Source organism: Amycolatopsis sp. WAC 04197, from assembly GCF_003947475.1.
In the GTDB taxonomy this organism is placed as follows: domain Bacteria; phylum Actinomycetota; class Actinomycetes; order Mycobacteriales; family Pseudonocardiaceae; genus Amycolatopsis; species Amycolatopsis japonica.
Window position 1 is genome coordinate 522356 of the sequence record NZ_QHJK01000002.1, and the last position, 20271, is coordinate 542626.

The 20271-nt window shown below is 68.3% G+C and carries 25 protein-coding genes; 9 read left to right on the plus strand and 16 right to left on the minus strand.

The annotated features are described in order from the left end of the window. Window positions 1-25: 25 nt before the first annotated feature. The 7 genes from DMC64_RS09650 (at window position 26) to DMC64_RS09680 (ending at window position 6739) form a co-directional block, all read left to right on the plus strand. A complete protein-coding gene (locus DMC64_RS09650; protein ID WP_125733238.1) occupies window positions 26-712 on the plus strand; it encodes an HAD family phosphatase in 687 nt (228 codons plus the stop codon). Beyond that, entirely contained in the window at window positions 709-2394 is a 1686-nt protein-coding gene (locus tag DMC64_RS09655; RefSeq protein ID WP_125733239.1) for a dihydroxyacetone kinase family protein, read from the plus strand. Before DMC64_RS09650 ends, DMC64_RS09655 begins: the two co-directional genes overlap by 4 nt. Further along, window positions 2395-2850 carry a ribose-5-phosphate isomerase gene (locus DMC64_RS09660; RefSeq protein ID WP_037335333.1) on the plus strand — a complete coding sequence of 152 codons (456 nt, stop codon included), beginning with the start codon at window positions 2395-2397 and terminating at the stop codon, window positions 2848-2850. A 37-nt stretch (window positions 2851-2887) separates the two neighbouring features. Next, window positions 2888-3922 (plus strand): 2-hydroxyacid dehydrogenase, encoded by a 1035-nt coding sequence (locus DMC64_RS09665; protein WP_037335336.1) that lies wholly within the window; start codon window positions 2888-2890, stop codon window positions 3920-3922. Next, window positions 3919-5367 (plus strand): FGGY-family carbohydrate kinase, encoded by a 1449-nt coding sequence (locus DMC64_RS09670; protein WP_125733240.1) that lies wholly within the window; start codon window positions 3919-3921, stop codon window positions 5365-5367. The genes DMC64_RS09665 and DMC64_RS09670 overlap by 4 nt, the downstream gene beginning before the upstream one ends. Before the next feature lie 2 nt (window positions 5368-5369). Next, complete coding sequence (locus tag DMC64_RS09675) at window positions 5370-6020, plus strand: class II aldolase/adducin family protein (protein ID WP_125733241.1); 651 nt, start codon at window positions 5370-5372, stop codon at window positions 6018-6020. 122 nt (window positions 6021-6142) lie between these two features. Beyond that, on the plus strand, window positions 6143-6739 hold the full coding sequence (locus tag DMC64_RS09680; protein WP_125733242.1) for a hypothetical protein: 597 nt from the start codon (window positions 6143-6145) through the stop codon (window positions 6737-6739). Between the two features lie 4 nt (window positions 6740-6743). On the opposite strand, the gene DMC64_RS09685 is transcribed toward DMC64_RS09680, so the two are convergent. The 5 genes from DMC64_RS09685 to DMC64_RS09705 form a co-directional block, all read right to left on the minus strand. Further along, window positions 6744-7436, minus strand: coding sequence for an HD domain-containing protein (locus DMC64_RS09685; protein ID WP_037335342.1), 693 nt, complete (start codon window positions 7434-7436; stop codon window positions 6744-6746). 67 nt (window positions 7437-7503) lie between these two features. After that, window positions 7504-8142 (minus strand): hypothetical protein, encoded by a 639-nt coding sequence (locus tag DMC64_RS09690; RefSeq protein WP_037335344.1) that lies wholly within the window; start codon window positions 8140-8142, stop codon window positions 7504-7506. A 40-nt stretch (window positions 8143-8182) separates the two neighbouring features. Beyond that, window positions 8183-9229 carry a hypothetical protein gene (locus DMC64_RS09695; protein WP_233629636.1) on the minus strand — a complete coding sequence of 349 codons (1047 nt, stop codon included), beginning with the start codon at window positions 9227-9229 and terminating at the stop codon, window positions 8183-8185. Window positions 9230-9378: 149 nt separating this feature from the next. Beyond that, window positions 9379-9984 carry a transglutaminase family protein gene (locus DMC64_RS09700; RefSeq protein ID WP_125733243.1) on the minus strand — a complete coding sequence of 202 codons (606 nt, stop codon included), beginning with the start codon at window positions 9982-9984 and terminating at the stop codon, window positions 9379-9381. Beyond that, window positions 9981-10541, minus strand: coding sequence for a TetR/AcrR family transcriptional regulator (locus tag DMC64_RS09705; RefSeq protein ID WP_125733244.1), 561 nt, complete (start codon window positions 10539-10541; stop codon window positions 9981-9983). The genes DMC64_RS09700 and DMC64_RS09705 overlap by 4 nt, the downstream gene beginning before the upstream one ends. An 87-nt stretch (window positions 10542-10628) precedes the next feature. On the opposite strand from DMC64_RS09705, the gene DMC64_RS09710 reads away from it, so the two are divergent. Next, window positions 10629-11348 carry an alpha/beta fold hydrolase gene (locus DMC64_RS09710; RefSeq protein ID WP_125733245.1) on the plus strand — a complete coding sequence of 240 codons (720 nt, stop codon included), beginning with the start codon at window positions 10629-10631 and terminating at the stop codon, window positions 11346-11348. A 107-nt stretch (window positions 11349-11455) separates the two neighbouring features. Here the strand turns inward: DMC64_RS09710 and DMC64_RS42950 are convergent, their stop codons facing one another. From DMC64_RS42950 to DMC64_RS09765, 11 genes are all read right to left on the minus strand, one after another. After that, window positions 11456-11617: a hypothetical protein gene (locus tag DMC64_RS42950; RefSeq protein ID WP_199754944.1), complete on the minus strand. Its 162-nt coding sequence runs from the start codon at window positions 11615-11617 to the stop codon at window positions 11456-11458. A 9-nt stretch (window positions 11618-11626) separates the two neighbouring features. After that, window positions 11627-11971: a hypothetical protein gene (locus DMC64_RS09720; RefSeq protein WP_016337706.1), complete on the minus strand. Its 345-nt coding sequence runs from the start codon at window positions 11969-11971 to the stop codon at window positions 11627-11629. A 10-nt stretch (window positions 11972-11981) separates the two neighbouring features. After that, window positions 11982-13415, minus strand: a complete 1434-nt coding sequence (locus DMC64_RS09725) for an MBOAT family protein (protein WP_125733246.1) — start codon at window positions 13413-13415, stop codon at window positions 11982-11984. Between the two features lie 86 nt (window positions 13416-13501). Then, window positions 13502-14458 (minus strand): 23S rRNA (guanosine(2251)-2'-O)-methyltransferase RlmB, encoded by a 957-nt coding sequence (rlmB, locus tag DMC64_RS09730; protein WP_037335364.1) that lies wholly within the window; start codon window positions 14456-14458, stop codon window positions 13502-13504. A 35-nt stretch (window positions 14459-14493) separates the two neighbouring features. Beyond that, complete coding sequence (gene cysS / locus DMC64_RS09735; protein WP_125733247.1) at window positions 14494-15891, minus strand: cysteine--tRNA ligase; 1398 nt, start codon at window positions 15889-15891, stop codon at window positions 14494-14496. 46 nt (window positions 15892-15937) lie between these two features. After that, window positions 15938-16624, minus strand: coding sequence for an HAD family hydrolase (locus DMC64_RS09740; RefSeq protein WP_125733248.1), 687 nt, complete (start codon window positions 16622-16624; stop codon window positions 15938-15940). A gap of 106 nt (window positions 16625-16730) precedes the next feature. Beyond that, the gene (locus DMC64_RS09745; RefSeq protein WP_125733249.1) at window positions 16731-17126 is read right to left on the minus strand and encodes a PPOX class F420-dependent oxidoreductase; all 396 of its coding nucleotides are present in this window, start codon (window positions 17124-17126) and stop codon (window positions 16731-16733) included. A 14-nt stretch (window positions 17127-17140) separates the two neighbouring features. After that, entirely contained in the window at window positions 17141-17536 is a 396-nt protein-coding gene (locus tag DMC64_RS09750; RefSeq protein ID WP_125733250.1) for a PPOX class F420-dependent oxidoreductase, read from the minus strand. A 28-nt stretch (window positions 17537-17564) separates the two neighbouring features. Continuing rightward, window positions 17565-18035, minus strand: coding sequence for a 2-C-methyl-D-erythritol 2,4-cyclodiphosphate synthase (ispF, locus tag DMC64_RS09755; RefSeq protein WP_125733251.1), 471 nt, complete (start codon window positions 18033-18035; stop codon window positions 17565-17567). Then, on the minus strand, window positions 18032-18679 hold the full coding sequence (locus DMC64_RS09760; RefSeq protein WP_370323678.1) for a 2-C-methyl-D-erythritol 4-phosphate cytidylyltransferase: 648 nt from the start codon (window positions 18677-18679) through the stop codon (window positions 18032-18034). Before DMC64_RS09760 ends, ispF begins: the two co-directional genes overlap by 4 nt. A gap of 59 nt (window positions 18680-18738) precedes the next feature. Further along, window positions 18739-19230, minus strand: coding sequence for a CarD family transcriptional regulator (locus DMC64_RS09765; RefSeq protein WP_005165253.1), 492 nt, complete (start codon window positions 19228-19230; stop codon window positions 18739-18741). Between the two features lie 297 nt (window positions 19231-19527). On the opposite strand from DMC64_RS09765, the gene DMC64_RS09770 reads away from it, so the two are divergent. Next, complete coding sequence (locus DMC64_RS09770) at window positions 19528-20259, plus strand: hypothetical protein (protein WP_125733252.1); 732 nt, start codon at window positions 19528-19530, stop codon at window positions 20257-20259. The last annotated feature ends 12 nt before the right edge of the window (window positions 20260-20271 follow it).

The following is a 20271-nucleotide window of genomic DNA, read 5'->3' on the forward strand; positions in this document are numbered from 1 at the left end:
GCATCGATGTGAAAGGAGATGCCGGATGGCACTCGCCGCGGTGGTGTTCGACCTGGACGGTGTCCTCGTCGACAGTGAACACCTTTGGGAGGAGAACTGGGTGGCGTACGCCGCCCGGCACCGCACCGAATGGACCGCCGAGGACACCGCGTCCGTGCAGGGGATGAGCGCGCCCGAATGGGCCGCGTATCTCGCGAAGCGGTCCGGCACCCCGGAAAGCGCGGCCGAGGTCGAGCGTGCCGTCGTGGACGGCATGATCGCCGCGATCGAGGCGGGCGAGGCGCCCCTCCTGCCGGGCGCCGGGGAGATGGTCCGCGAGGTGAGCGCGAAGGTGCCGGTCGCGCTGGCGTCGTCGGCCGCCCGCCGGGTGATCGACGCGGTGCTCTCCAAACACGGGCTCACCGGCGAGTTCGCCGCGACCGTCTCCAGCGCCGAGGTCGCCAGGGGCAAACCGAGCCCGGACGTCTATCTCGAAGCCGCGGCCAGGCTCGGCCGGTCCGGTGAGGAATGCCTTGGCGTCGAAGACTCCAGCAACGGCATCCGTGCCGCCGCCGCGGCCGGGCTCACCGTGATCGCGTTGCCGAATCCGGTGTACCCGCCGAAGCCGGACGCGCTGGCGCTGGCCGCCGAGGTCGCGGAGAACAACGACGACGTCCGCCGCAAGCTGCTCGCGTACCTGTCCGGTGAATTCGCGGAAGCGAGCGGGCGATGACGGTCCTGGGCGCCGCGGAGACGTTCAAACGCGATTGGCTGGACGGGTTCGTCATGGCCTACGGGCGTTCGGTGCGCAAGGTTCCCGGCGCCTATGGCGTGCTGCGCCGGGAAGAAACCGAACCCAAGGTCGCGGTGGTGATCGGCGGCGGCTGCGGGCACTATCCGGCGTTCGCCGGGCTGGTCGGTCCCGGTCTGGCCGACGGAGCCGTCGTGGGCGACGTGTTCACCAGCCCGAGCGCCGAGCAGGTCTATCGCACCGCGCGGGCCGCGGAGAGCGGAGCCGGCGTGCTCTTCGGCTACGGCAACTACCAGGGCGACGTGCTGCATTTCGGACTGGCGGCGCGCAGGCTGGCCGCCGAGGGCATCGAGAGCCGGACGATCCTGGTCACCGACGACATCGCCAGCGGCCCCGCCGACGCGCCGGAAAGGCGTCGCGGTGTCGCGGGCGACTTCCTGGTCTTCAAGATCGCGGGCGCCGCCGCCGAACGCGGTGACGATCTGGCCGCCGTGCACGCGGTGGCGGAGAAGGCGAACGCGAACACCCGGACCTTCGGCGTGGCGTTCGGCGGGTGCACGCTGCCCGGCGCGTCCGCTCCGCTGTTCACCGTCGGCGAGAGCGAGATGGAGCTGGGCCTCGGCATCCACGGCGAGCCCGGCGTCCGCACGGTCGGCAGGCTGAGCGCACGGGAGCTGGCCGACGAATTGGTCGACGGTCTCCTCCCGGAACTGCCCACCGGCGACGGACGCGTGGTGGTCCTGCTGAACGGGCTGGGCCGCACCAAATACGAGGAGATGTTCGCGACCTACACCCGGGTGCACGAGCGGCTCGCCGCGGCGGGGCTCAGCCCGTCGCACACCGAGGTCGGCGAGTTCGTCACTTCGCTCGACATGGCGGGTGTCTCGCTGTCGATCCTGGTGCTCGACGACGAACTCGCCGAGCTCTACGCGGCCCCCTGCGACACCCCCGGCTATCGGAGCACCGGTGCCGCGTTGGCGCAGGTACCGCTGGAGTCCACAGTGGACGCTCTGCTGGCGGAGGTCGAGCCGGGCCAGGGCATCGTGGATCGCGCGTTGACCGCGGCCCTGCGCGACATCGAGGCCAACGAGGCCGAGCTCGGCCGGTTGGACGCGGTCGCGGCCGACGGTGACCACGGGCTGGGGATGACCAGGGGTATGCGGGCCGCGGTGTCCGCCGCTCGGCGCGACGGAGACTCGCTGTCCACCGCGCTCCTGGCCGCCGGGACGGCGTTCGCCGACGCGGCGGGCGGTGCGTCCGGCGCGCTGTACGGCGTCCTGCTCGCCGAGACCGGCGCGGGACTGCGTGGCCTGGCGGCCGAAGAAGTCACCACGGAAACGCTCGCGAGCGCGGTGGACGGCGCCGTGAAGGCGTTCGTCGAACTGGGCAAGGCCGAACCTGGCGAGAAGACCATGCTCGACGCCATCGAGCCGTTCCGGCTGGCGTTGCGCGAACAGGCCGAGGCGGGCGCCGACGTCCCGCAGGCCTGGCAGAAGGCGGCCCAGGTCGCGGTGAGCGCGGCCGAGGCCACGGCGGACCTGCTGCCCGTCAAAGGCCGGGCGGCGCGGTTGGCGCGGCGGAGCGAAGGGCACCCCGATCCCGGGGCCACTTCGTTCGCGCTGCTCGTCACCGCGGTCGGCCAGGCTCTCGGAAAGGAAGACTGAATGCGGATCGTGGTGGCGGCGGACAACGCCGGGGTGGCACTCAAGGACCAGTTGCGTGACCTGCTCCTCGCCGACGACCGGGTGGACGAGGTCACCGACCTCGGCGTGGCCGACGGGTCCGACGACAAGGCGTACCCACTGCTCGGCCTGGCGGCGGCGGAGACGATCGCACGGGGCGAGGCGGATCGCGGAGTCCTGGTCTGCGGGACCGGGATCGGCATGGCGATCTCGGCGAACAAGGTCCCCGGTGTCCGGGCCACGGTCGCGCACGACTCGTACTCCGCCGAGCGTTCGGTCAAATCGAACGACTGCCAGGTGATCACCTTCGGTGCCCGGGCGATCGGTCCGGAGCTGGCGAAGAAGATCGTCGCCGAATGGGTCGGCCATCGTTTCGACCCGGCCTCGGCCAGCGCGAGCAAGGTCGCGCACATCACCGAATACGAGCAAGCTCACTGAACGCGGCCCGACACGGGCACGGAGAGAGGACGCAGAGTTGCGGATACTCGCTGCGGGAGACCATTTCGTCGGCACCGGCCTGCTGGCCGACGCCGTCCGTGCCGAGATCGGCGCCGGGCACGAATTCTCGGAACTGACCCTGCCGTGGCCGGTGGAGCCGTTCGGTCCGGTCGCGAACGTCCACGAGGCCAGCGGCACCGAGGAGCAGGTGATCGAGGCATTGGCGGGAGCCGAGGTCGCGGTGACCCAGATGGCGCCCTTCACCAAGCAGGTGTTCGCGGCCGCGCCGGGGCTCAAACTCGTGTCCGTATGCCGGGGTGGCCCGGTCAACGTCGATCTCGCGGCGGCCACCGAAGCGGGTGTCGCGGTGACGTACGCACCCGGCCGTAACGCCGGTGCCGCCGCCGAATTCGCGGTGGGGATGATCTTGGCCGCGATGCGCCGGATCTCGACGTCCTCGGCCGAACTGCTGGGCGGCACCTGGCGCGGTGACTACTACGCCTACGACCAGACCGGTCTCGAACTCGACGGGACCACCGTCGGCCTGGTCGGGTACGGCGCGATCGGTGCGCGGGTGGCCAAGGTGCTCGTCGCGTTCGGCGCGAAGGTGCTGGTCTCGGATCCGTTCGCCGATCCGGCCCGGATCAGCGCCGACGGCGCGGAGCTCGTCGAACTGGACGACCTGCTGCGCCGCAGTTTCGTGGTGAGCCTGCACGCCCGGCTCACCGAGGAGACCCGGCATCTGATCGACGCCGCCAAGCTCGCGCTGCTGCCGGAAGGCGCCGTGCTGGTCAACACCGCGCGCGGCGGCTTGCTAGACTACTCCCCGCTGCCGGAAGCCCTGCGCTCGGGACGGCTCGGCGCGCTCGCGCTCGACGTGTACGACGTCGAGCCCCCGCCCGCGGACTGGGCGTTGCGCGACGCGCCGAACGTGATCGCGACCCCGCACCTCGCCGGGGCCAGCAGGCAGACGGCGGAGCGGGCGGCGAGCATCGTCGCCGCCGAAGTCGGCCGGTACGCGCGCGGGGAGGCGCTCGCGAATCTGGCGAACCCCGAGGTCCTGCGGCCATGATCATCGGCGTCGACATCGGCACGTCACTGACCAAGGCGGTCGTCTTCGACAAGGCCGGGATGTCCGTGGCGAGCGCGTGCACCACGTCCGAGGTGCACCACCTGCCGGGCGGGCTGGTCGAACAGGATCTCGATCAGGTGCTGGGCACCGTGGCGACGGTGGTGCGCGAGGTCGCCGCCGGGCTCGACGGTCCGGTCACCGCACTGGCCCTCACCGGTCAGGGCGACGGGCTGTGGCTGCGCGACGAATCCGGCGAGGCCGTGCGCCCGGCGATCTCCTGGCTCGACGGCCGGGCGAACTCGTTGCTCGCCCAGTGGCAGGCGGGCGGAGTGACCAGGGAAGTGTTCCGCCGTACCGCGTCGGGAATGTTCCCCGGTTGCGCCGCGGCCATCATGTCCTTTTTGGACACTCATGAACCGGAGTCGCTGGACAGGGCGGTGGTCGCGGGTTACTGCGTCGACGCGGTACTCCAGCGGCTGACCGGCGAGATCACGGTCGACGCGTCGGATGCTTCGCTGCCGTTCCTCGACCCGGCCACCCGGCGGTACGACGAAGCCGCCATCGCGGCCGTCGGTCTCTCCCACCGCCGGAACCTGTTCGCGGAGCCGGCGGCGCCGAAGACCGTGTTCCGCTTGGACGAACGCGGTGCCGGGCTGCTCGGACTTCCGGTCGGGCTGCCCGTCACCGCGGGGCCGTTCGACCTGCCCGCGAGTGCCATCGGTGCCGGTGTACGACGGCCGGGCGACGGCATTCTCACCGCCGGCACCACCCTCGCCTGCCAGGTCCTGACGGACTCGGCGGAGTTCGATCCGGAAGGCGAGCCCGCCGGGATGTTCCTCTGCACGCCGGAAGAAGGCGAGTTCCTGCGGGCGATGCCGGCGATGGTCGGCACGGCGGGGATCGACTGGATGTGCCGCCTGTTCGGAATCGAGGTCGAGGAGATCGGCTCGCTGCTCGACACGAGCGAGCCCGGTGCGGGCGGGGTCCGCGCGCTTCCGTTCCTCTCCGCATCCGGTGAGCGGGCGCCGTTCGTCGACGCTTCGGCGAGGGCCCAGTTCTCCGGGCTGAGCCTGGAGAGCGAGCGTGGGGACATCGTCCGGGCGCTGTGCGAGTCGATCGCTTACGCGGCAAGGCAATGCTTCGATGCGGCCGGGCTCACCGGCACGTTGTACGCGTGCGGCGGCGGGGTCCGGTCGCTCGAATGGACCCGGATCTTCGCCGACGTTCTCGGACGGCCCATCGTGATCCCCGGCGATCCCGGGGTGGGCGCGCGAGGCGCGGTGATCGTCGCGGCGGACGCCCTCGGCGAGCCGGTCGACCGGGAACTCTGGGCGGAGAGCGCGCGCGTCGTCGAGGTCCGGCCCGAGAACGTAGGGTTCTACGAGCAGGGCTATGCCGACTATCAGGCCTCACTGGCCGCGGCCCGCGGACTTTGGAGGTTGTGACGGTGATCCTGGCCAAAGAACGCCTGGCGGTCTGCGAGTTCGCCCGCCGGATGACCGCGGACGGGCTCGTGGTCGGCACCTCCGGCAACGTCTCCGCGAGGCAGGGCGAGCTGGTCGCGGTGACCCCGACCGGGGTCGACTACGCCGGGCTGCGGCCGGAAGACATCCCGGTGGTCGGCCTGGACGGCGAAATCGTCGAAGGCACGCTCAAACCGACCAGCGAACTCCCGATGCACCTCACGGTGTACCGGCAGGCGGCGGATCCGGACGGCAAGCCGATCTCCGCGGTGGTGCACACGCATTCCGTGCACGCCACGGCGGTCTCCACCCTCGTGACCGAGGTGCCGCCGATCCACTACATGCTCGCCGCGATCGGTCCGACAGCCCGCGTCGCCGCCTATGCCACGTACGGCACCGAGGAACTCGCCAAAGCCATGCTGGAGGCGCTGGACGGCCGCCGGGGCTGTCTGCTGGCGAACCACGGCACCACCACCTTCGGCGACAGCCTCGGCTCGGCGTACAGCCGCGCGCAACAGCTCGAGTGGGTCTGCCAGGTATGGCTGACGGCCCGCGCGGCCGGAACGCCGAACCTGCTCCCGCCCGACGAGATCGAGCACGTCGTGGAGAAACTTCGCGGCTACGGCCAGCGCTAGGCCACACCTTCCCCCAAGCGACGGACGGGGTTCAAACCGGCGAGGGAGGCCGACGGGCAGCGGCGGCTGTGATCGTGGGATGCCGATCAAGTGATCGGCATCCGATGGTCCGAGGAGCACGCATGACTGTCCACCACCCCACCGCGCCCGGGCGACTGCGCGCCGCCTGGCACAACGCGCACGCCCCGGTGCCGGGAGTCCCCCGGTGGGCCCGGATCGCCGCCTACGCCATTCCCTTCGTCGTGCTGCCCTCCGGCCTGTGGCGGATCATGACCGTCGTCTTCCACATCGGCGACGACGCCACGCACGGCTCGGGCCAGCTCCCGTCATGGTTGCCGGGGCCGGTGTACATCGTCGGCCTGTCCGTCGTCTCGGAACTGCTGGCGTTCACCGCCATCGGACTGATCGCCTCCTGGGGCGAGGTCGTCCCTCGCTGGATCCCGTGGCTGGGCGGACGCCGAGTGCGGCCCCTCGCCGCGATCCTGCCCGCCGCCCTCGGCGCCACGATCCTGACCGTCCTGTGGACCACCGCCTTCGTCACCGGGATGTCCGGGCTCACCATCCAAGGCGACCCGCTCCCGGCCGACTACCCCGCGAATGCCATGCACGGCTGGCAACTCGCGTTCTTCGAACTCACCTACGTGCCGCTCCTGCTGTGGGGCCCCTTGCTGGGAGCAGTCTGCTTCGCGTACTGGCGGAGGCGCCGGCACGTTCACTGACGTCCTAGGACGCCGCGGGCTCGACTTCGAAGTCCGTGGCGTCCACGGCGTGCACCGCGTCGAGCAGTTCGACGACCGTAGGATCGTCGACGGCTTCCTTGATGCACTGCCACAACTGGAGATTCGCCAACGCCCAGCGGGAGTAGTTCTCCGCCGCTTTCGGGTTGTAGAAGTAATAGCCGCTGTCGTGGACGTCGCGTTGTTCCCCGACGATCTTGTGCGCCAGTTCGCGGAGGCTCAACCCGTTCTCCCGCAGATAGCGGTGGGCGAGGACGACGGGCGTCACCGGCAGCGCCTTGAACAGCGTGTCGGCGTCGCTCAACGCCTGAGCTTCGAGCGAGATGTGGCGGCCTCTGGTGGCCATTTCGGCTTCGTCGATGATCTCGTCGATCCATCGGCCCACGTTCTCCTCGACCCCGCATTCCCGCAGGATGTCCATCCGGAGGTCTCGTCCGGCGGCCGCGGGGGAGTTCCGGAGCACGATGTAGTTCACATCGTGCACCAGCGCCGCCACTTCGACGACGGTGCGATCCGCGCCGTTGTGGTCGGCGAACCCCGCGGCCTTCGCCCGGACGAAACTCACGTGGTGCCAGCCGTGGAACTGCAGTTTGTCCGCATAACGCCAGCACAGTCTCCGGACGTGCTGCTCGACGGCGTCAATGGTGTGGGAAGGAATCGTGCTCTTTCGCGCGCGCATACACCTCTCCGATCCCGTTCAGGAGACGGGTGGAGTAATGGTATGCGCCTTCGACGGCGGTGTGTAGTTAGATGCGGCCGGCGAGATCCCCCAATCGGACCTCAACCGGAACGTGACGGTGCCCTGTCCCGGTCTTCGGGTCAAAGGAAAGACTGAACTCGCTCACGGGGCGTGATTTCACCAAAAACGTCATAGTCCCTTCGGTGGCCTCGGGAATCCGATGGAACTCGTCCGCGTACATGACGCCTACCGACCCGGTCTGACACAGCGTGCTACGTCGTAACCGAACCGATGTGATCAATCCGGAAAGCTGGTCGCGCAGGGTCGAATAACGTTCGTGGACGTAGTTGCCACGGAGGATCGTGGTGCAGAAGTGATATCTGTGATTGTGCACGGAATCGGCGTACCCCTCGCGCCAGTCCTCCGGCGCCTTGTACTCGTGGAGCCAGACCGAAAAAGGATCTGTCGGACAATCGAGCAGGCACCAGGCGAAATGGGTGGTGGTCTCCCTGGATCGCTCGAGTACCGCGCTCGCCTCGTCCGGGCTCAGCGAATCCAGATGCCGCCGGAGGTCGTCGCGCAACTCTGGTCTAGACGTCCAGTCGCGGAAGATCCCGTCGACGATCTGCCAGTGCTGCGCCAGCGGCAGGTCCGTGGTCCGGAGCAGCGCGGAGAGCTGGGTGAGGGGGGACAAGCGAGTGAGCAACTTCAGCTCCTCAAATCTAGTGCTCTGCGACGCCGAGAGGTCAGGGGTTCAACTCGGCGAGTGTGGTGAACTCCTTCCGGAAGGAATGGAATTTCCCTTCCAGTTCGAGGAAGTTCTCTTCGGACAGGGGAGAGCCGGTGATCTTTTCGTACAGGGCGAGGAAATCCGCCCGCGTCGTCGTGGTGGAGATGCGGAAGTGCCGTCCCGACCGCGACTGGGACACGCGCAGGAACTCGGAGCGTTCCTTGTTGTACAGGAAGGATCCTTCGCTGAACCGCAGCGTTCGCGGATACAACGTGGTCGCGCCGCGGATGTCGCTGTACAAGGTCACCCAAACGCTCTCGTCGAACACTTCGAGCCGGTCCAAGGGCGGGTCGGCGACGACGGTGATGTCCACCAGTGAGCACCGGCTGCGGGCCAGGAACAGCCCGACCAGGCCGATGCTGATCTCGTCGTTGAGCCGCGACCGGATCGTCTCGTAGTCCATGCCCGCTTCTTCGCTGCGCAGGAGATACCGCGCCCTGCCACCGATCGAACCCTCGTCGCGTGGGTCGGCGATGACCACGCGGAGCTCCCTTTCGGTGCGGGACAACAACAATCGGGCCGCGGCGTGCCTGCCGGAGAACCCGCGGAAGAAGTAGTGCCTGGCCACGTCGAGGTCTTCGGTCATGACCCGGTTGAACAACGGATCCGGATCGGTGGTCGCTTCGAAGACGTGGGTGGGGAAGAATTCCTTGTTGAGCGAACGGTATTCGGCGCTGAGCGCTTCCAGCGCTCGTCGGCTTTCCTCGATCACCGGGGTCACCATCGCGCGTTGTGACGCGGTGGCGGTGATCAGGGTCTGGCCGAAGCCGACCACCGCGGAGATCAGGGTGCCGGTGCCCAGTGAGGTGAGCAGTGTCTTGCCGGCGCCGGGATCCATCATGCTGGAGATCCACAGGCTGAGGCCCGCGACGACGACCAGTACGGTGAGCAGAAGACTCGTCCTGGTCCAGAAGATCTCTTGCAACGGGGTACGGCGGAGCCGGTCGGCTTCCGCGGGCACGAGGGTCACCTCCTTGATCAGCACCCGAACGGACGAACGCAGTGCGTATCTGTTCGAGTGCGGGGAGTTACTCTACGCGCATCGTGACAATGTCGAAATAAGAAAATCGGGGGAAAGGGACCAACAACGAATGTGACGCTCGGCGATGCCGGTTTCGCATCGGAGGTTTCGCCGGATCACGGAAAAACCACTCACGGAGCGTGCGGAAGGATTCCTTCGTACCACGCCGGACCGGGCTTCGCGGACGACAAGATTTCGACGACGGCCGAAGACGGTGCGGTGTACACGGTGGGGAAGTCGATCTCGCCCTTCGCCGGGTCCAGCGTCCAGGCGAGCCGTTCTTCTTCCGGCTGACTCGCTCGTATGAAAGGAAAGTGCGCGTCCGCGCCGTTCTTGTTGCCCCTCGGGTCCAGCCGGATCCACCGGTCCGGACCACTGAGGTACACGGCGTTGAGCCCGTGCAGCACGCCGATCCGCTGATAACAGAACCCGGCCGGGATGCCTTGACTGCGAAGCAAAGCGGCCAGCAGATGGGCCTTCGCGTAGCAAAGTCCGACCCGCTCGCGCAAAACCTCGGAGGCCATAAGGGTGACGCGGGAATCTGCGGCGTCCACCGTATGGGCGATCTCGTCGCGTACGAAGTGAAACATCGAACGAATCACGTCGACTTCGGTGCCGCCGGTCGGTGACAGGCTGTCAGCCGTTTCGCGGATCAGCGGATGATCGTGATCGACGATCGCGTCGGCGGCCAGATAATCTTCGAGCCGTTCGGATTCGATCTTCAGTGTGATTTTCACGCGGCACCGCCCAGTACTGTGTCGACGACTTCTTCGAGGAATTTCGGACCGGTTTCGCCGCCGCGCAGCAGCGAGCGGAACCAGATCGCCCCCGCCAGCAGATCCATCACCAGGACGGGATCGACGCCGGCGCGCAGTTCGCCTCTGGCGATGGCGCGTTCGAAGATCGGCTCCTCGCGCGCCATGCGGTCGGCGAAGAAACTCCTCGCCACGTCACCGAGTTCCGGGCGCCGGGGGCCCGCGGTCAGGGTCGCGGTGACGACCGGCGCGGTGTGCTCCGAAGTCAGCAAACGATGGATTTGCGTTGCCACGGCGAGAAGATCGCCGCGCAGGCCGCCGGTGTCCGGGACGTCGACGGCGAACAGGCCCGAATCGCGCAGTGCGGCGGCCAAAAGCGCGTCCTTCGACGGCCACCAGCGGTACAGCGTCGTCTTGTTGACGCCGGACCGGGCGGCGACGGCCTCGATGGCGAGCTTGTCGTAGCCGTGCTCCGCCAGGAGTTCGAGAGTCGCGGCGAAGATCGCCTCCGCCTTGCGAGGGCCGTTCCGAGTGCTCACCGGCGGAGAATACAACGCACCGTTGCGTTGTGCGACGATCGGACGTACTTTGCAACGCAACGGTGCGTTGCAATCAGGAGGCAGTCCATGGTCCCCGTCGTCTTCGTCCACGGCATCCGGCTCAGCGGTGCCGCCTGGTCCGAGCAACTCCGACTGCTCGGACATCCCGCGAAAGCGGTCGATCTCCCCGGCCACGGCACCCGGAGAGGTGAGCGGTTCACCTTGGCCGCGGCAGCGGACGCGGTCGCCGAAGCGATCGACGAGCCCGCGCTGGTGGTCGGGCACTCGCTCGGTGGCTACGTCGCGATCGCAGCGGCGGCAGAGTATCCGGAGCGCGTGGCGGGTCTCGTCGTCGCGGGCTCGACCTTCCTGCCCGGCAAGGCACTGGAGACCCCGTTCCGCTTGGCGCACCGCCTGCTGATGCGGCTGCCGGACCAGGGTGAACGGCTGGGCCGATGGCAGTTCCGAAGCGCCCTTCCGCCGAAACTCGCCGAAGCGGTGATCGGCGGCGGCATCGCGACCGAGGTCATCCCGGACGTCGCCGAGGCCTTCGCGGGCTTCGACGTGCTCGGGGACCTGGCGGCCTATCCGGGGCCCACCTGGCTCGTCAACGGCTCACGCGACCACTTCAGGCGCCATGAACGCCGCTTTCTCGACGCGTGCGCAGACGGCAGGCTGGTCAACGTCCCGAAGGCGGGGCACTACCTGCCGATGGTGCGGGGCAAGGAGTTCGCTCAGCTGGTGCTCGACGCGGCCCGCAGCCTGTCGAGCTCGTCGGCCAGCTCGGTACGCAGCGAGTCGTGCTGAGGCCCGGCGGAAGCCCGGATCCCTTCGCGCGCAGACGTTTTCGACGGCTTCCCCGAGCATCTCCATATCCGACAGGAACTTCAGCCGCCGTGGCCGCGGTAGATCGCTCAGCTTGCCGACACCGGGGAATCGGTGAGCAGGACGCAATAGCCCGGGAGGAATTGCGTATCGCCGATCACCGCGAAACCCGCGTCCAGGCGCCGAAGCACGGTCGGATTCCCGCCGCGCAGCGCCGAACCGATGCGATCCCGCTTCCAGCCGTCGATCATGAGGCCGAGCTAGCCGACCGGGAGGATCGAACCGCCCTGGCTGGTGAGCTGGGTGGCCAGCCGGACCGGCTCGTGATGCGGCGCCAAGACGATCGAGGCGAACGGTGTCGCACTGGACCCGGCCCCGTAGTTGGTCTGCATGTGGACGCTGACGTGCACGTTCCGGTCGGCGGGGATCTCGAACATGACCGACCCCCACGAGACCACGTACTGCCTGCCGTCGATGCTCGCGAACGGTACGTAAGTCAGCCTCATACTGGGAAAGGGACGCATGTCGACCGTGAGCAGGCGGCGAGGACCGTCGTGGTTGTCCACGTACGGGATCACTCCGGGCTGGGCTGCCAGGTTGGTCATTTCGGCTCCGTCAGAACTGGTAGTAGAGGAACGGGCTGAACGTCCCGGTCGCGATCAGGATGGCCGCGTACACCAGGCCGACGGTCATCACGCCGATCCGCAGCGCCGTGGCCGGGCGGCTCCGCGACGATTCCAGCAGCGGTCCCGTCACCGGATGGGCGGGCAGGAACACGATCGCCAGCGCGCACAACAGGATGAGCAGCCGCTGATTGGTCACGGCGCTCTCGACGACGTCGGTGAGCCCGGTGAAGTCCGGCAGCACCATGTGCCCGATCATGCCGAGCGCGTGCGGCAGGTCCTTCGCGCGGAAGAACACCCAGCCGAAGACGACGAGCACCAGCGTCAGCGCGCGGCGGCCGATGCGGGCGGCCTGGGACTTCGGGGTGACGTCGTAGCCGAAAGCGCGTTCCACGATCAGCAGCGCGCCGTGGTAGATGCCCCAGATCAGGAACGTCCACTGCGCGCCGTGCCAGAACCCGGTCAGCACGAACACGATGCACAGGTTCCGGTACGTGTGCCCGGCGCCGGTGCGGTTGCCGCCCAGCGGGATGTAGACGTAGTCGCGGAACCAGCGGGACAACGACATGTGCCAGCGTCGCCAGAATTCGGTGATGGTCACCGACGAGTACGGTCTCGCGAAGTTCTCCGGCAGCCGGAAGCCGAGCATGCGGCCGAGCCCGATCGCCATGTCGGAGTACCCGGAGAAGTCGAAGAACAGCTGCAGCGTGTACCCGATCGCGCCGAGCCAGGCGATCGCGAAGGTCATCTGGTCCGGTGGCGTGTTGAAGCAGGCGTCCACCATCGGGCTGAGCGAGTCCGCGATGATCGTCTTCTTGCACAGCCCCAGCGCGAACCTCGGGAAACCGGCGGCGATGTCGTCGAGGCGGTGCGACCGCTGCTGCGGCAGCTGGTCGGCGATCTCGCGGTACCGCACGATCGGCCCGGCCACCAGCTGCGGGAACATCGCGATGTACGCGGCGAACGACACCGGGTCGCGCAGCGCGCGGCGTTCGCCGCGGTAGATGTCCACCACGTAGGAGATGTGGTGGAACGTGTAGAACGAGATGCCGATCGGGATGACCAGGTCGGCCACCGGGAAGCCGCCGCCGAACCAATGCGTCACGGCCGCGATCTGCTGGGTCGCGAACCCCGCGTACTTCCAGATCAGCAGCATGCCGACGTTGAGGCCGATGACGCCGAGCAGCAGCCGTTTACGCCGTTTGTTCTGCAGATCCCACGCGTTCGGCTCCAGCGCGGGCCCGGCGAGGAAGTTGACGACCATGCAGCCGAGCAGCACGAGCGTGTACGGCCCGGCGCCGGTGGCGTAGAAGATCAGGCTGCCGACCGCGACGATGCCGTTCCGCCAGCCGCGCGGGCACACCAGCACGGCGAGCAGGACCGCCGGCATGAAGTACCACAGGAACAGCGGTGAAATGAACGACATCGGTGCGGGGTCCCCCAGGCGGTTTTACGCGTTATCCGCTGGTGACCTTAGCCTGCGCGCCCCGCACCGTGTGCCGAAGTGCGGGGTCAGACACGTCCCGCGAGCCGTCGGCGGCGCGCCACCTCGGCCAGCAGCACGCCGGCCGCGACCGACGCGTTGAGCGATTCGACGCCGGCCGCCATCGGGATCGAGACGGTCGCGTCACAGGTCTCGCGCACGAGCCGGGACAGTCCGCGGCCCTCGGAGCCGAGCACGATGACCAGCGGATCCGCCGCGAGGTCCAGTTCGTCGATGTCGACCGAGCCGTCCGCGTCGAGGCCGACGACCATCAGGCCTTCGTCCTTCCACGCCTTCAGCTGACGGGTCAGGTTGGTCGCGACGGCGATCGGCAGCTTGGCCGCGGTGCCGGCGGAGGTCCGCCACGCGACCGCGGTCATGCCCGCGCTGCGCCGCTCCGGCAGGAGGACACCCTGCGCGCCGAACGCGGCGGCCGAGCGGATCACGGCGCCGAGGTTGCGCGGGTCGGTGACACCGTCGAGCGCGACGAACAGCGGGGTCTGCCCGGAGTCCTTCGCGACGGCCATCAGGTCACGCGGGTCGGCGTAGACGAACGGCGGGACCTGCAGGCCGAGGCCCTGGTGCATGGCCCGGTTGGTCTTGCGGTCCAGTTCCTCGCGCGGGATCTCCAGGATCGAGATGCCCTTGTCGCCGGCGAGCCGGACGGCCTCGTTGACGCGGTCGTCGATCTCGATGTTGATCGCCACGTACAGCGCGGTCGCGGGCACGTCGGCACGCAGCGCCTCGACCACCGGGTTGCGCCCGGCGATCAGTTCCGGCTTGTCGGCCTTCTTCTGCCGCGCCTGGTCCTTGCGGTCACGCGCGTTGGCCATCCGGTACGCCTTGTGGCCGGGCCGGTCCTCGGCCTTGGGGGTCGGGCCCTTGCCTTCGAGGCCCTTCCGGCGCTGGCCGCCGGAGCCGACGACCTGACCCTTCTTCGTGCCGGGCTTGCGAATAGCGCCCTGGCGCCGGGAGTTGCCTGCCATCAGTGAGAATCCTTGAGCTAGAAACCGAGTAAGAGTCAGACGTCCTTGACGGTCCACTGTGGACCGTTGGGCGTGTCCTCCACCACGATGCCCGCCTGCTGGAGGCGGTCACGCGCGGCGTCCGCACGGGCGAAGTCCTTGTCGGCGCGGGCCTGCTGCCGTTCGGTCAGCAGCCCTTCCACGAGATCGGACAGTGCCTGCCGGGTGGGCGTCTCATTGCCGCCCGCCTCGGACCAGCGCGCGGAGAGCGGGTCGAGGCCGAGCACGTCGGTCATCGCGCGCACGGAGGCGGCGATTTCGAGTGCCTTGGAATTGTCGGCCGCGTCGAGGGCCGCGTTACCGTCCCGGACCGTGTTGTGCAGCACGGCGAACGCCTGCGGGGTGGCCAGGTCGTCGTCGAGGGCGGCGGCGAATCCGGCCTGGATCTCGCCGAGGTGCACGGCGCCGGCGCTGCTCGCGGTCCGGCGGAGGAACTGCTCGATCCGCCGGTAGCCCTGCGCGGCCTCGGTGAGCGCGCCCGGGGAGTACTCGATCGTCGACCGGTAATGCGGCTGGACCAGGTAATACCGCAGTTCGGGTGCCCGGTACTCGCGCAGCATCTCCGGGATCGAGACCGTGTTGCCCAGCGACTTGGCCATTTTCTCGCCGGCCATGGTCACCCAGGCGTTGTGCAGCCAGAACCGCGCGAACGGATCACCCGCGGCGTTCGACTGGGCGCGTTCGTTCTCGTGGTGCGGGAACACCAGGTCGACGCCGCCGCCGTGGATGTCGAACTCGGCGCCGAGATACGTCGTCGCCATCGCCGAGCATTCGAGGTGCCAGCCAGGGCGGCCGGAACCCCACGGCGTCGGCCACGACGGTTCGCCCGGCTTGGCGCTCTTCCACAGCGTGAAGTCGCGCGGGTCGCGCTTGGCCTCGCCGCCACGCTTGTCCTCGCCCTGCTGGACCTCGTCGAGCTTCTGGCCGGAGAGCTCGCCGTAGCCGTCGAACGCCTTCACCGAGAAGTACACGTTGCCGTCCGCGGCGTAGGCGTGCCCGCCGTCGATCAGCCGCTGCATGAGCTCGACCATCTGCGTGACGTGCCCGGTCGCCCGAGGGGCGATCGAGGGCGGCAAGCAGCCCAGCGTCTCGTAGGCCGACTCGAACGCGCGCTCGTGCGTCGCCGCCCACTCCCACCAGGGGCGACCCGCCTCCGTGGCCTTGTTGAGGATCTTGTCGTCGATGTCGGTGACGTTGCGGACCATCAGCACGTCGAGTCCACTGTGGACGAGCCAGCGACGCAGGACGTCGTAATTCAGCGCGCCGCGGATGTGGCCGATATGCGGGATGCCCTGCACGGTGGCACCACACACGTACATGGACGCCGTTCCACTACGGGCGGGATGGAACTCCCGCACGCTTCGGGTCGCCGTGTCATAGAGGTGTAGTGCCACCCTAAAAGGGTACGGGGTCGGCGTGAGCGGTGTCGCAGTGACCGTATTACAGCACGTTATGGGTGCGCAGGGCGCTGAGCAGGGCGTCCGGCCGCTCGGTCGTCGGCAGCGGCTCTACCAGCGCGAACGCGCAGCCGATGTCGCGCGCGGCGCCGTCCGCTTCCTCGCTGTCGCCGACCATGAGCGTTTCCGCCGGGTCGACGCCGAGCCGCTCGACGGCCGCGCGGAAGATCTCCGGCTCCGGTTTCACCGCTCCGACCTCGAACGACAGGATGAACTCGTCGACGTAGGCGTCCCAGCCCCGGCGGCCGAACGCGGGCCGGATGTCGAAGGCGATGTTGCTCAGCACCCCGAGTTTCACGCCCTTGCCCGAAACGCCCTTGAGGACGGCCTCGGTGTCCGGGTACGGCGTCCACTGGGTGGGATCGATCAGCCGGGTGTAGAGCGCGAGGGCCTGGTCGGCGTGCGGCACCCCGGACTGCTTGAGGACCTCGAGGTACACCTTCCGGTGCAGCACCGGGTCGCGGTCGCGGTGGTTCCAGGCGTACAGGTGCTCTTCGTCGAGATCGACGACCTGGCCGACCGGCGCGGTCATCCGGCGCATCAGTTCGGTCTGGGCCTCGATGTCCAAGCTCTCGCCATCGTGGCCGGTGAGGTCGGCGAGCCAGGTCTCGTCCTGTTCGAGCCGGAAGACCGTGCCGGAGAAGTCGAACAACACAGCGCGAAAGGTCACGAGGTCCACATTAGCCACGATCGTGGGGTTCCTGCCGCCCCTCGCGTGTGAGATGAAAGGTCCTTTCCTTGCAAAATTTGCAAGGAAAGGACCTTCATGGCGCGTGTCAGGCGGCGTTGCCGGTGATCTTGGTGGGCGTGATCCGGACCAGTACGCGGACGACCTCCGCCGGCTCGTCCGGGTAGTCCTTGCCGAGGTACTTGTGCGACAGCTCGTTGATCAGCTCGCGCCCGCCCTCGTCGGTCATCTCCACGGTCCCGCGGATCTCGACGTAGTTGTACGGGTTCTCCTGGTCGAAGACCGAGACGGACACCCGCGGGTCCCTGGCCATGTTCCGCTCCTTGAGACGGCCGCGGACGGTCGCGAAGATCACCGTGTCTCCGTCCCGCTTCGCCCACAGCACGGACGTCTGCGCGGAGCCGTCGGCGTTGATGGTCGCCAGCACCGGGAAGTTGTTGCCGTCGAGGAGTTTCTTGGTCGCGTCGTTGAAGGTCACACCCATGCCGGAGAGCCTAATCACCGGACGTTCCCGGCGATCCGTTCGACGCGCAGGCGGACGATCACCCGCTCGACGTCATCGCCCTCCGGCGGCGGGTCCTGGCCGAGGTACTTGTGGCTGAGCGTCTTCGGCAACGCCTTCCCGGGATCCGGGGTGATCGTGACCGTGCCGCGCAGCTGCGTGTGCCGGTACGGGTTCTCCGCGTCGGTGATCGACACGCTCGCGCGCGGATCGCGGCGCAGGTTTCGCACCTTCAGCCGGTCTTCGGTGGCGCTGAAGACCAGATCGCCGTCGTCGAGGCCCACCCAGACGACCGAGGTCTGCGGGCCGCCGTCGGCGTCCAGCGTGGCCACGGTCGCGAAGTTCTTGCCGTCCACCAGTGCACGGACCGGTTCGGGAAGTGTGACTGCCATGACAGCCCGAACCGGCTTCCGGCCGCGGCTATTCCTGCGAGGGCAGCAGCAACGCCGTCGCGAACGCCGCGATGCCCTCGCCGCGTCCGGTCAGGCCGAGCCCGTCGGTCGTCGTCCCGGACACGCTCACCGGCCCGCCGACGGCCTCGCTCAGCACCTTCTGCGCCTCTTCGCGGCGTTTCCCGACGCGCGGCGCGTTGCCCACGATCTGGACGGTCGCGTTTCCGACGGTCCAACCGCCCGCCTCGACCAGACGCCGCGCCTCCGCGAGGAATTCGACGCCGTGCTTGCCGGCCCAGCGCGGATCGCCGGTGCCGAACACCGCGCCGAGATCGCCGAGCCCGGCCGCGGACAGCAGCGCGTCGCACAGCGCGTGCGCGGCGACGTCGCCGTCGGAATGGCCGGCGCAACCGTCGATGCCGGGCCAGAGGAGCCCGGCGATCCAGCATTCACGGCCCGCCTCGACGGGGTGTACGTCGACGCCGTTCCCGATCCTCACAGCACTTCCTCTTTCCCAGCCCGAGCGATCGCTTCGGCCAGCTTCAGTTCGAACGAGTTGGTGACGCGCATCGCATCCGGGTGTCCGGCGACGGTGTGCGCGCCGTCGAGAGACGGCTTGCCGGCATACGAGAGAAAAGTCTCACGAGTGAAGCCGAGCGGGGTTTGCGCCGTGCGCAGAAACGCGCGGTCTTCGGTCCCTGTAATCACTTTCGCCGCATCAGTCACCTTCACGGTGTCCGCCATCGGCAGTACGGGAATCACGAAGGGAGATCCCGCACGGACCGCGTCCACGACGGCACGGACCGTGTCCGGGGGAGTGAAGGCGCGCAGGGCGTCGTGCACGAGGAAGACCGGATTCCCGGTGATCTCTTTTTCGACGGTGTCGAAAGCATGCTTGAGCGACGAGCCGGGTACTATCCGGCAACGCTCCTCGAAGCCGCTCAAAGCGGCCGAAAACAAATCAGCACACCGCTCGGGGGCCGCTACGAACACCAGATCAAGATCCGGCAGAGCGAGCAGCCCCCGCACAGTGTGCGTGAGTAGCGCTTCACCATTGACCGGCGCGAGAGCGAGCTCCGCGTCGGAGGCATGGTGTCGAACGACAGTGACGAACACGATTGTGCTCATATGGACGGTGCTCATATGTGCGCGATCGTAGAGGTATCCCTCGCAGCCTCACCTGGCGTGGGACACCCGCCGGTTCAGACTGCCGCGGTTTCCAGAACTTCGTCGAGGAGGACTTCAGCCTTGTCCTCGTCGGTGCCCTCCGCGAGCGCCAGCTCGCTGACCAGAATTTGCCGCGCCTTCGCCAGCATGCGCTTCTCGCCGGCTGAAAGTCCGCGGTCCTTCTCTCGCCGCCAGAGGTCGCGCACCACTTCGGCCACCTTGTTCACATCGCCGGAGGCGAGCTTCTCGAGGTTGGCCTTGTACCGACGAGACCAGTTGGTGGGCTCCTCGGTGTGCGGAGCACGCAGAACGTCGAAAACCTTGTCCAGTCCTTCTTGCCCGACGACATCACGAACGCCGACGATCTCGGCGTTGTCTGCGGGCACGCGAACCGTAAGATCCCCTTGCGCGACTTTGAGGACGAGGTACTTCTTCTCCTCGCCCTTGATCACGCGGGTCTCGATGGCTTCGATGAGTGCGGCACCGTGGTGCGGGTAGACGACGGTCTCTCCGACCTTGAAAACCATGTGTCCTCTGCCCCTTTCGCTGAATTCATCTTAGCACGTGCCGACGAGGCCCACCTAGTGGCCCGCGATCGTCGTCGCAGGTCAGCGGCCTGACGGTGGTCCGCCCGGGGGTTGACAAACCCAATTCGCCCATGCTCACGCTGGTGAGAAGCGAACGATTTCCAAATCCTTTGTGGACGGTTGATCTTGGGCACGTCACCGCATTGGTGGGGTGCCAACACGCACCGGGTTCTTGGCCCGTGAAGGCGCCCGGCTAGTCTTCGCGGTGAAGAGGCCGTGAGATGGAAGGACTCCGACGTGAGGCTGCAGAATCGTCGCGTGTTCGGCGCAGGTGTGCTGGCGCTCGGCGCCGCGCTCGTGCTCGCCGGCTGCGGTGCTGGTCAGATCACCCAGACCGACTCGCAGCAGCCCGCGGTCAACGGGACGTACGCGCAGGCGAAGGACCTGGTGCTGCGGAACGCCGCGCTCCAGTTCCCGACCGAGGGGCAGGCGTACCCGGCCGGTGCCGCCGCGCCGCTGACGCTGACCATCGTGAACCAGGGCAAGCTGGACGACGAGCTCGTCTCGGTCTCCTCCGAAGCCGCCACCGGTGACGCCAAGATCACCGGAGCCAAGGTCGTCGTGGCGAGCCACGCGCTCGTGATCGGCCCGTCCGACGCGGTCGAGTCGACCAAGGAGGTGGCGCCGACGAGCGCCCCGGCGTCCTCCGCGCCGGCTTCGTCCTCGGGCGCGCCCTCGTCCTCGTCGGGTACGCCCTCGTCTTCCGGCGCCCCGTCGTCGAGCGTCGCCGGGACGGTCACGCCGTCCGCGGGCCCGGAGCAGACCAACGCGCCGGACCAGGTGGGCAAGGCCACGATCGTCCTGCAGGGGCTGAAGCAGCCGGTGTGGGCGGGCCAGACCATCAAGGTCACCTTCGTCTTCAAGAACTCCGGCTCGATCACCGTCGACCTGCCGGTCGCGGCGCCGTCACACCCGGGCAGCCGGGCGCCCGCGCCGGAGAAGCCCAAGGCCGAAGGCGGCGGGCACTAGCTCCCTCGTAAG

Bases quoted from the DNA above. Each gene is read 5' to 3' on its own strand.
- DMC64_RS09720 (WP_016337706.1), bottom strand. From the start codon at position 11,971: ATGACCAACCTGGCAGCCCAGCCCGGAGTGATCCCGTACGTGGACAAC.
- DMC64_RS09765 (WP_005165253.1), bottom strand. From the start codon at position 19,230: ATGGTTTTCAAGGTCGGAGAGACCGTCGTCTACCCGCACCACGGTGCC.
- DMC64_RS09685 (WP_037335342.1), bottom strand. From the start codon at position 7,436: ATGCGCGCGCGAAAGAGCACGATTCCTTCCCACACCATTGACGCCGTC.
- DMC64_RS09655 (WP_125733239.1), top strand. From the start codon at position 709: ATGACGGTCCTGGGCGCCGCGGAGACGTTCAAACGCGATTGGCTGGAC.
- DMC64_RS09660 (WP_037335333.1), top strand. From the start codon at position 2,395: ATGCGGATCGTGGTGGCGGCGGACAACGCCGGGGTGGCACTCAAGGAC.
- DMC64_RS09745 (WP_125733249.1), bottom strand. From the start codon at position 17,126: ATGGGTGTGACCTTCAACGACGCGACCAAGAAACTCCTCGACGGCAAC.
- DMC64_RS09680 (WP_125733242.1), top strand. From the start codon at position 6,143: ATGACTGTCCACCACCCCACCGCGCCCGGGCGACTGCGCGCCGCCTGG.
- DMC64_RS09710 (WP_125733245.1), top strand. From the start codon at position 10,629: ATGGTCCCCGTCGTCTTCGTCCACGGCATCCGGCTCAGCGGTGCCGCC.
- DMC64_RS09650 (WP_125733238.1), top strand. From the start codon at position 26: ATGGCACTCGCCGCGGTGGTGTTCGACCTGGACGGTGTCCTCGTCGAC.
- DMC64_RS42950 (WP_199754944.1), bottom strand. From the start codon at position 11,617: ATGATCGACGGCTGGAAGCGGGATCGCATCGGTTCGGCGCTGCGCGGC.
- DMC64_RS09750 (WP_125733250.1), bottom strand. From the start codon at position 17,536: ATGGCAGTCACACTTCCCGAACCGGTCCGTGCACTGGTGGACGGCAAG.
- DMC64_RS09725 (WP_125733246.1), bottom strand. From the start codon at position 13,415: ATGTCGTTCATTTCACCGCTGTTCCTGTGGTACTTCATGCCGGCGGTC.
- DMC64_RS09760 (WP_370323678.1), bottom strand. From the start codon at position 18,679: ATGAGCACCGTCCATATGAGCACAATCGTGTTCGTCACTGTCGTTCGA.
- DMC64_RS09670 (WP_125733240.1), top strand. From the start codon at position 3,919: ATGATCATCGGCGTCGACATCGGCACGTCACTGACCAAGGCGGTCGTC.
- rlmB (WP_037335364.1), bottom strand. From the start codon at position 14,458: ATGGCAGGCAACTCCCGGCGCCAGGGCGCTATTCGCAAGCCCGGCACG.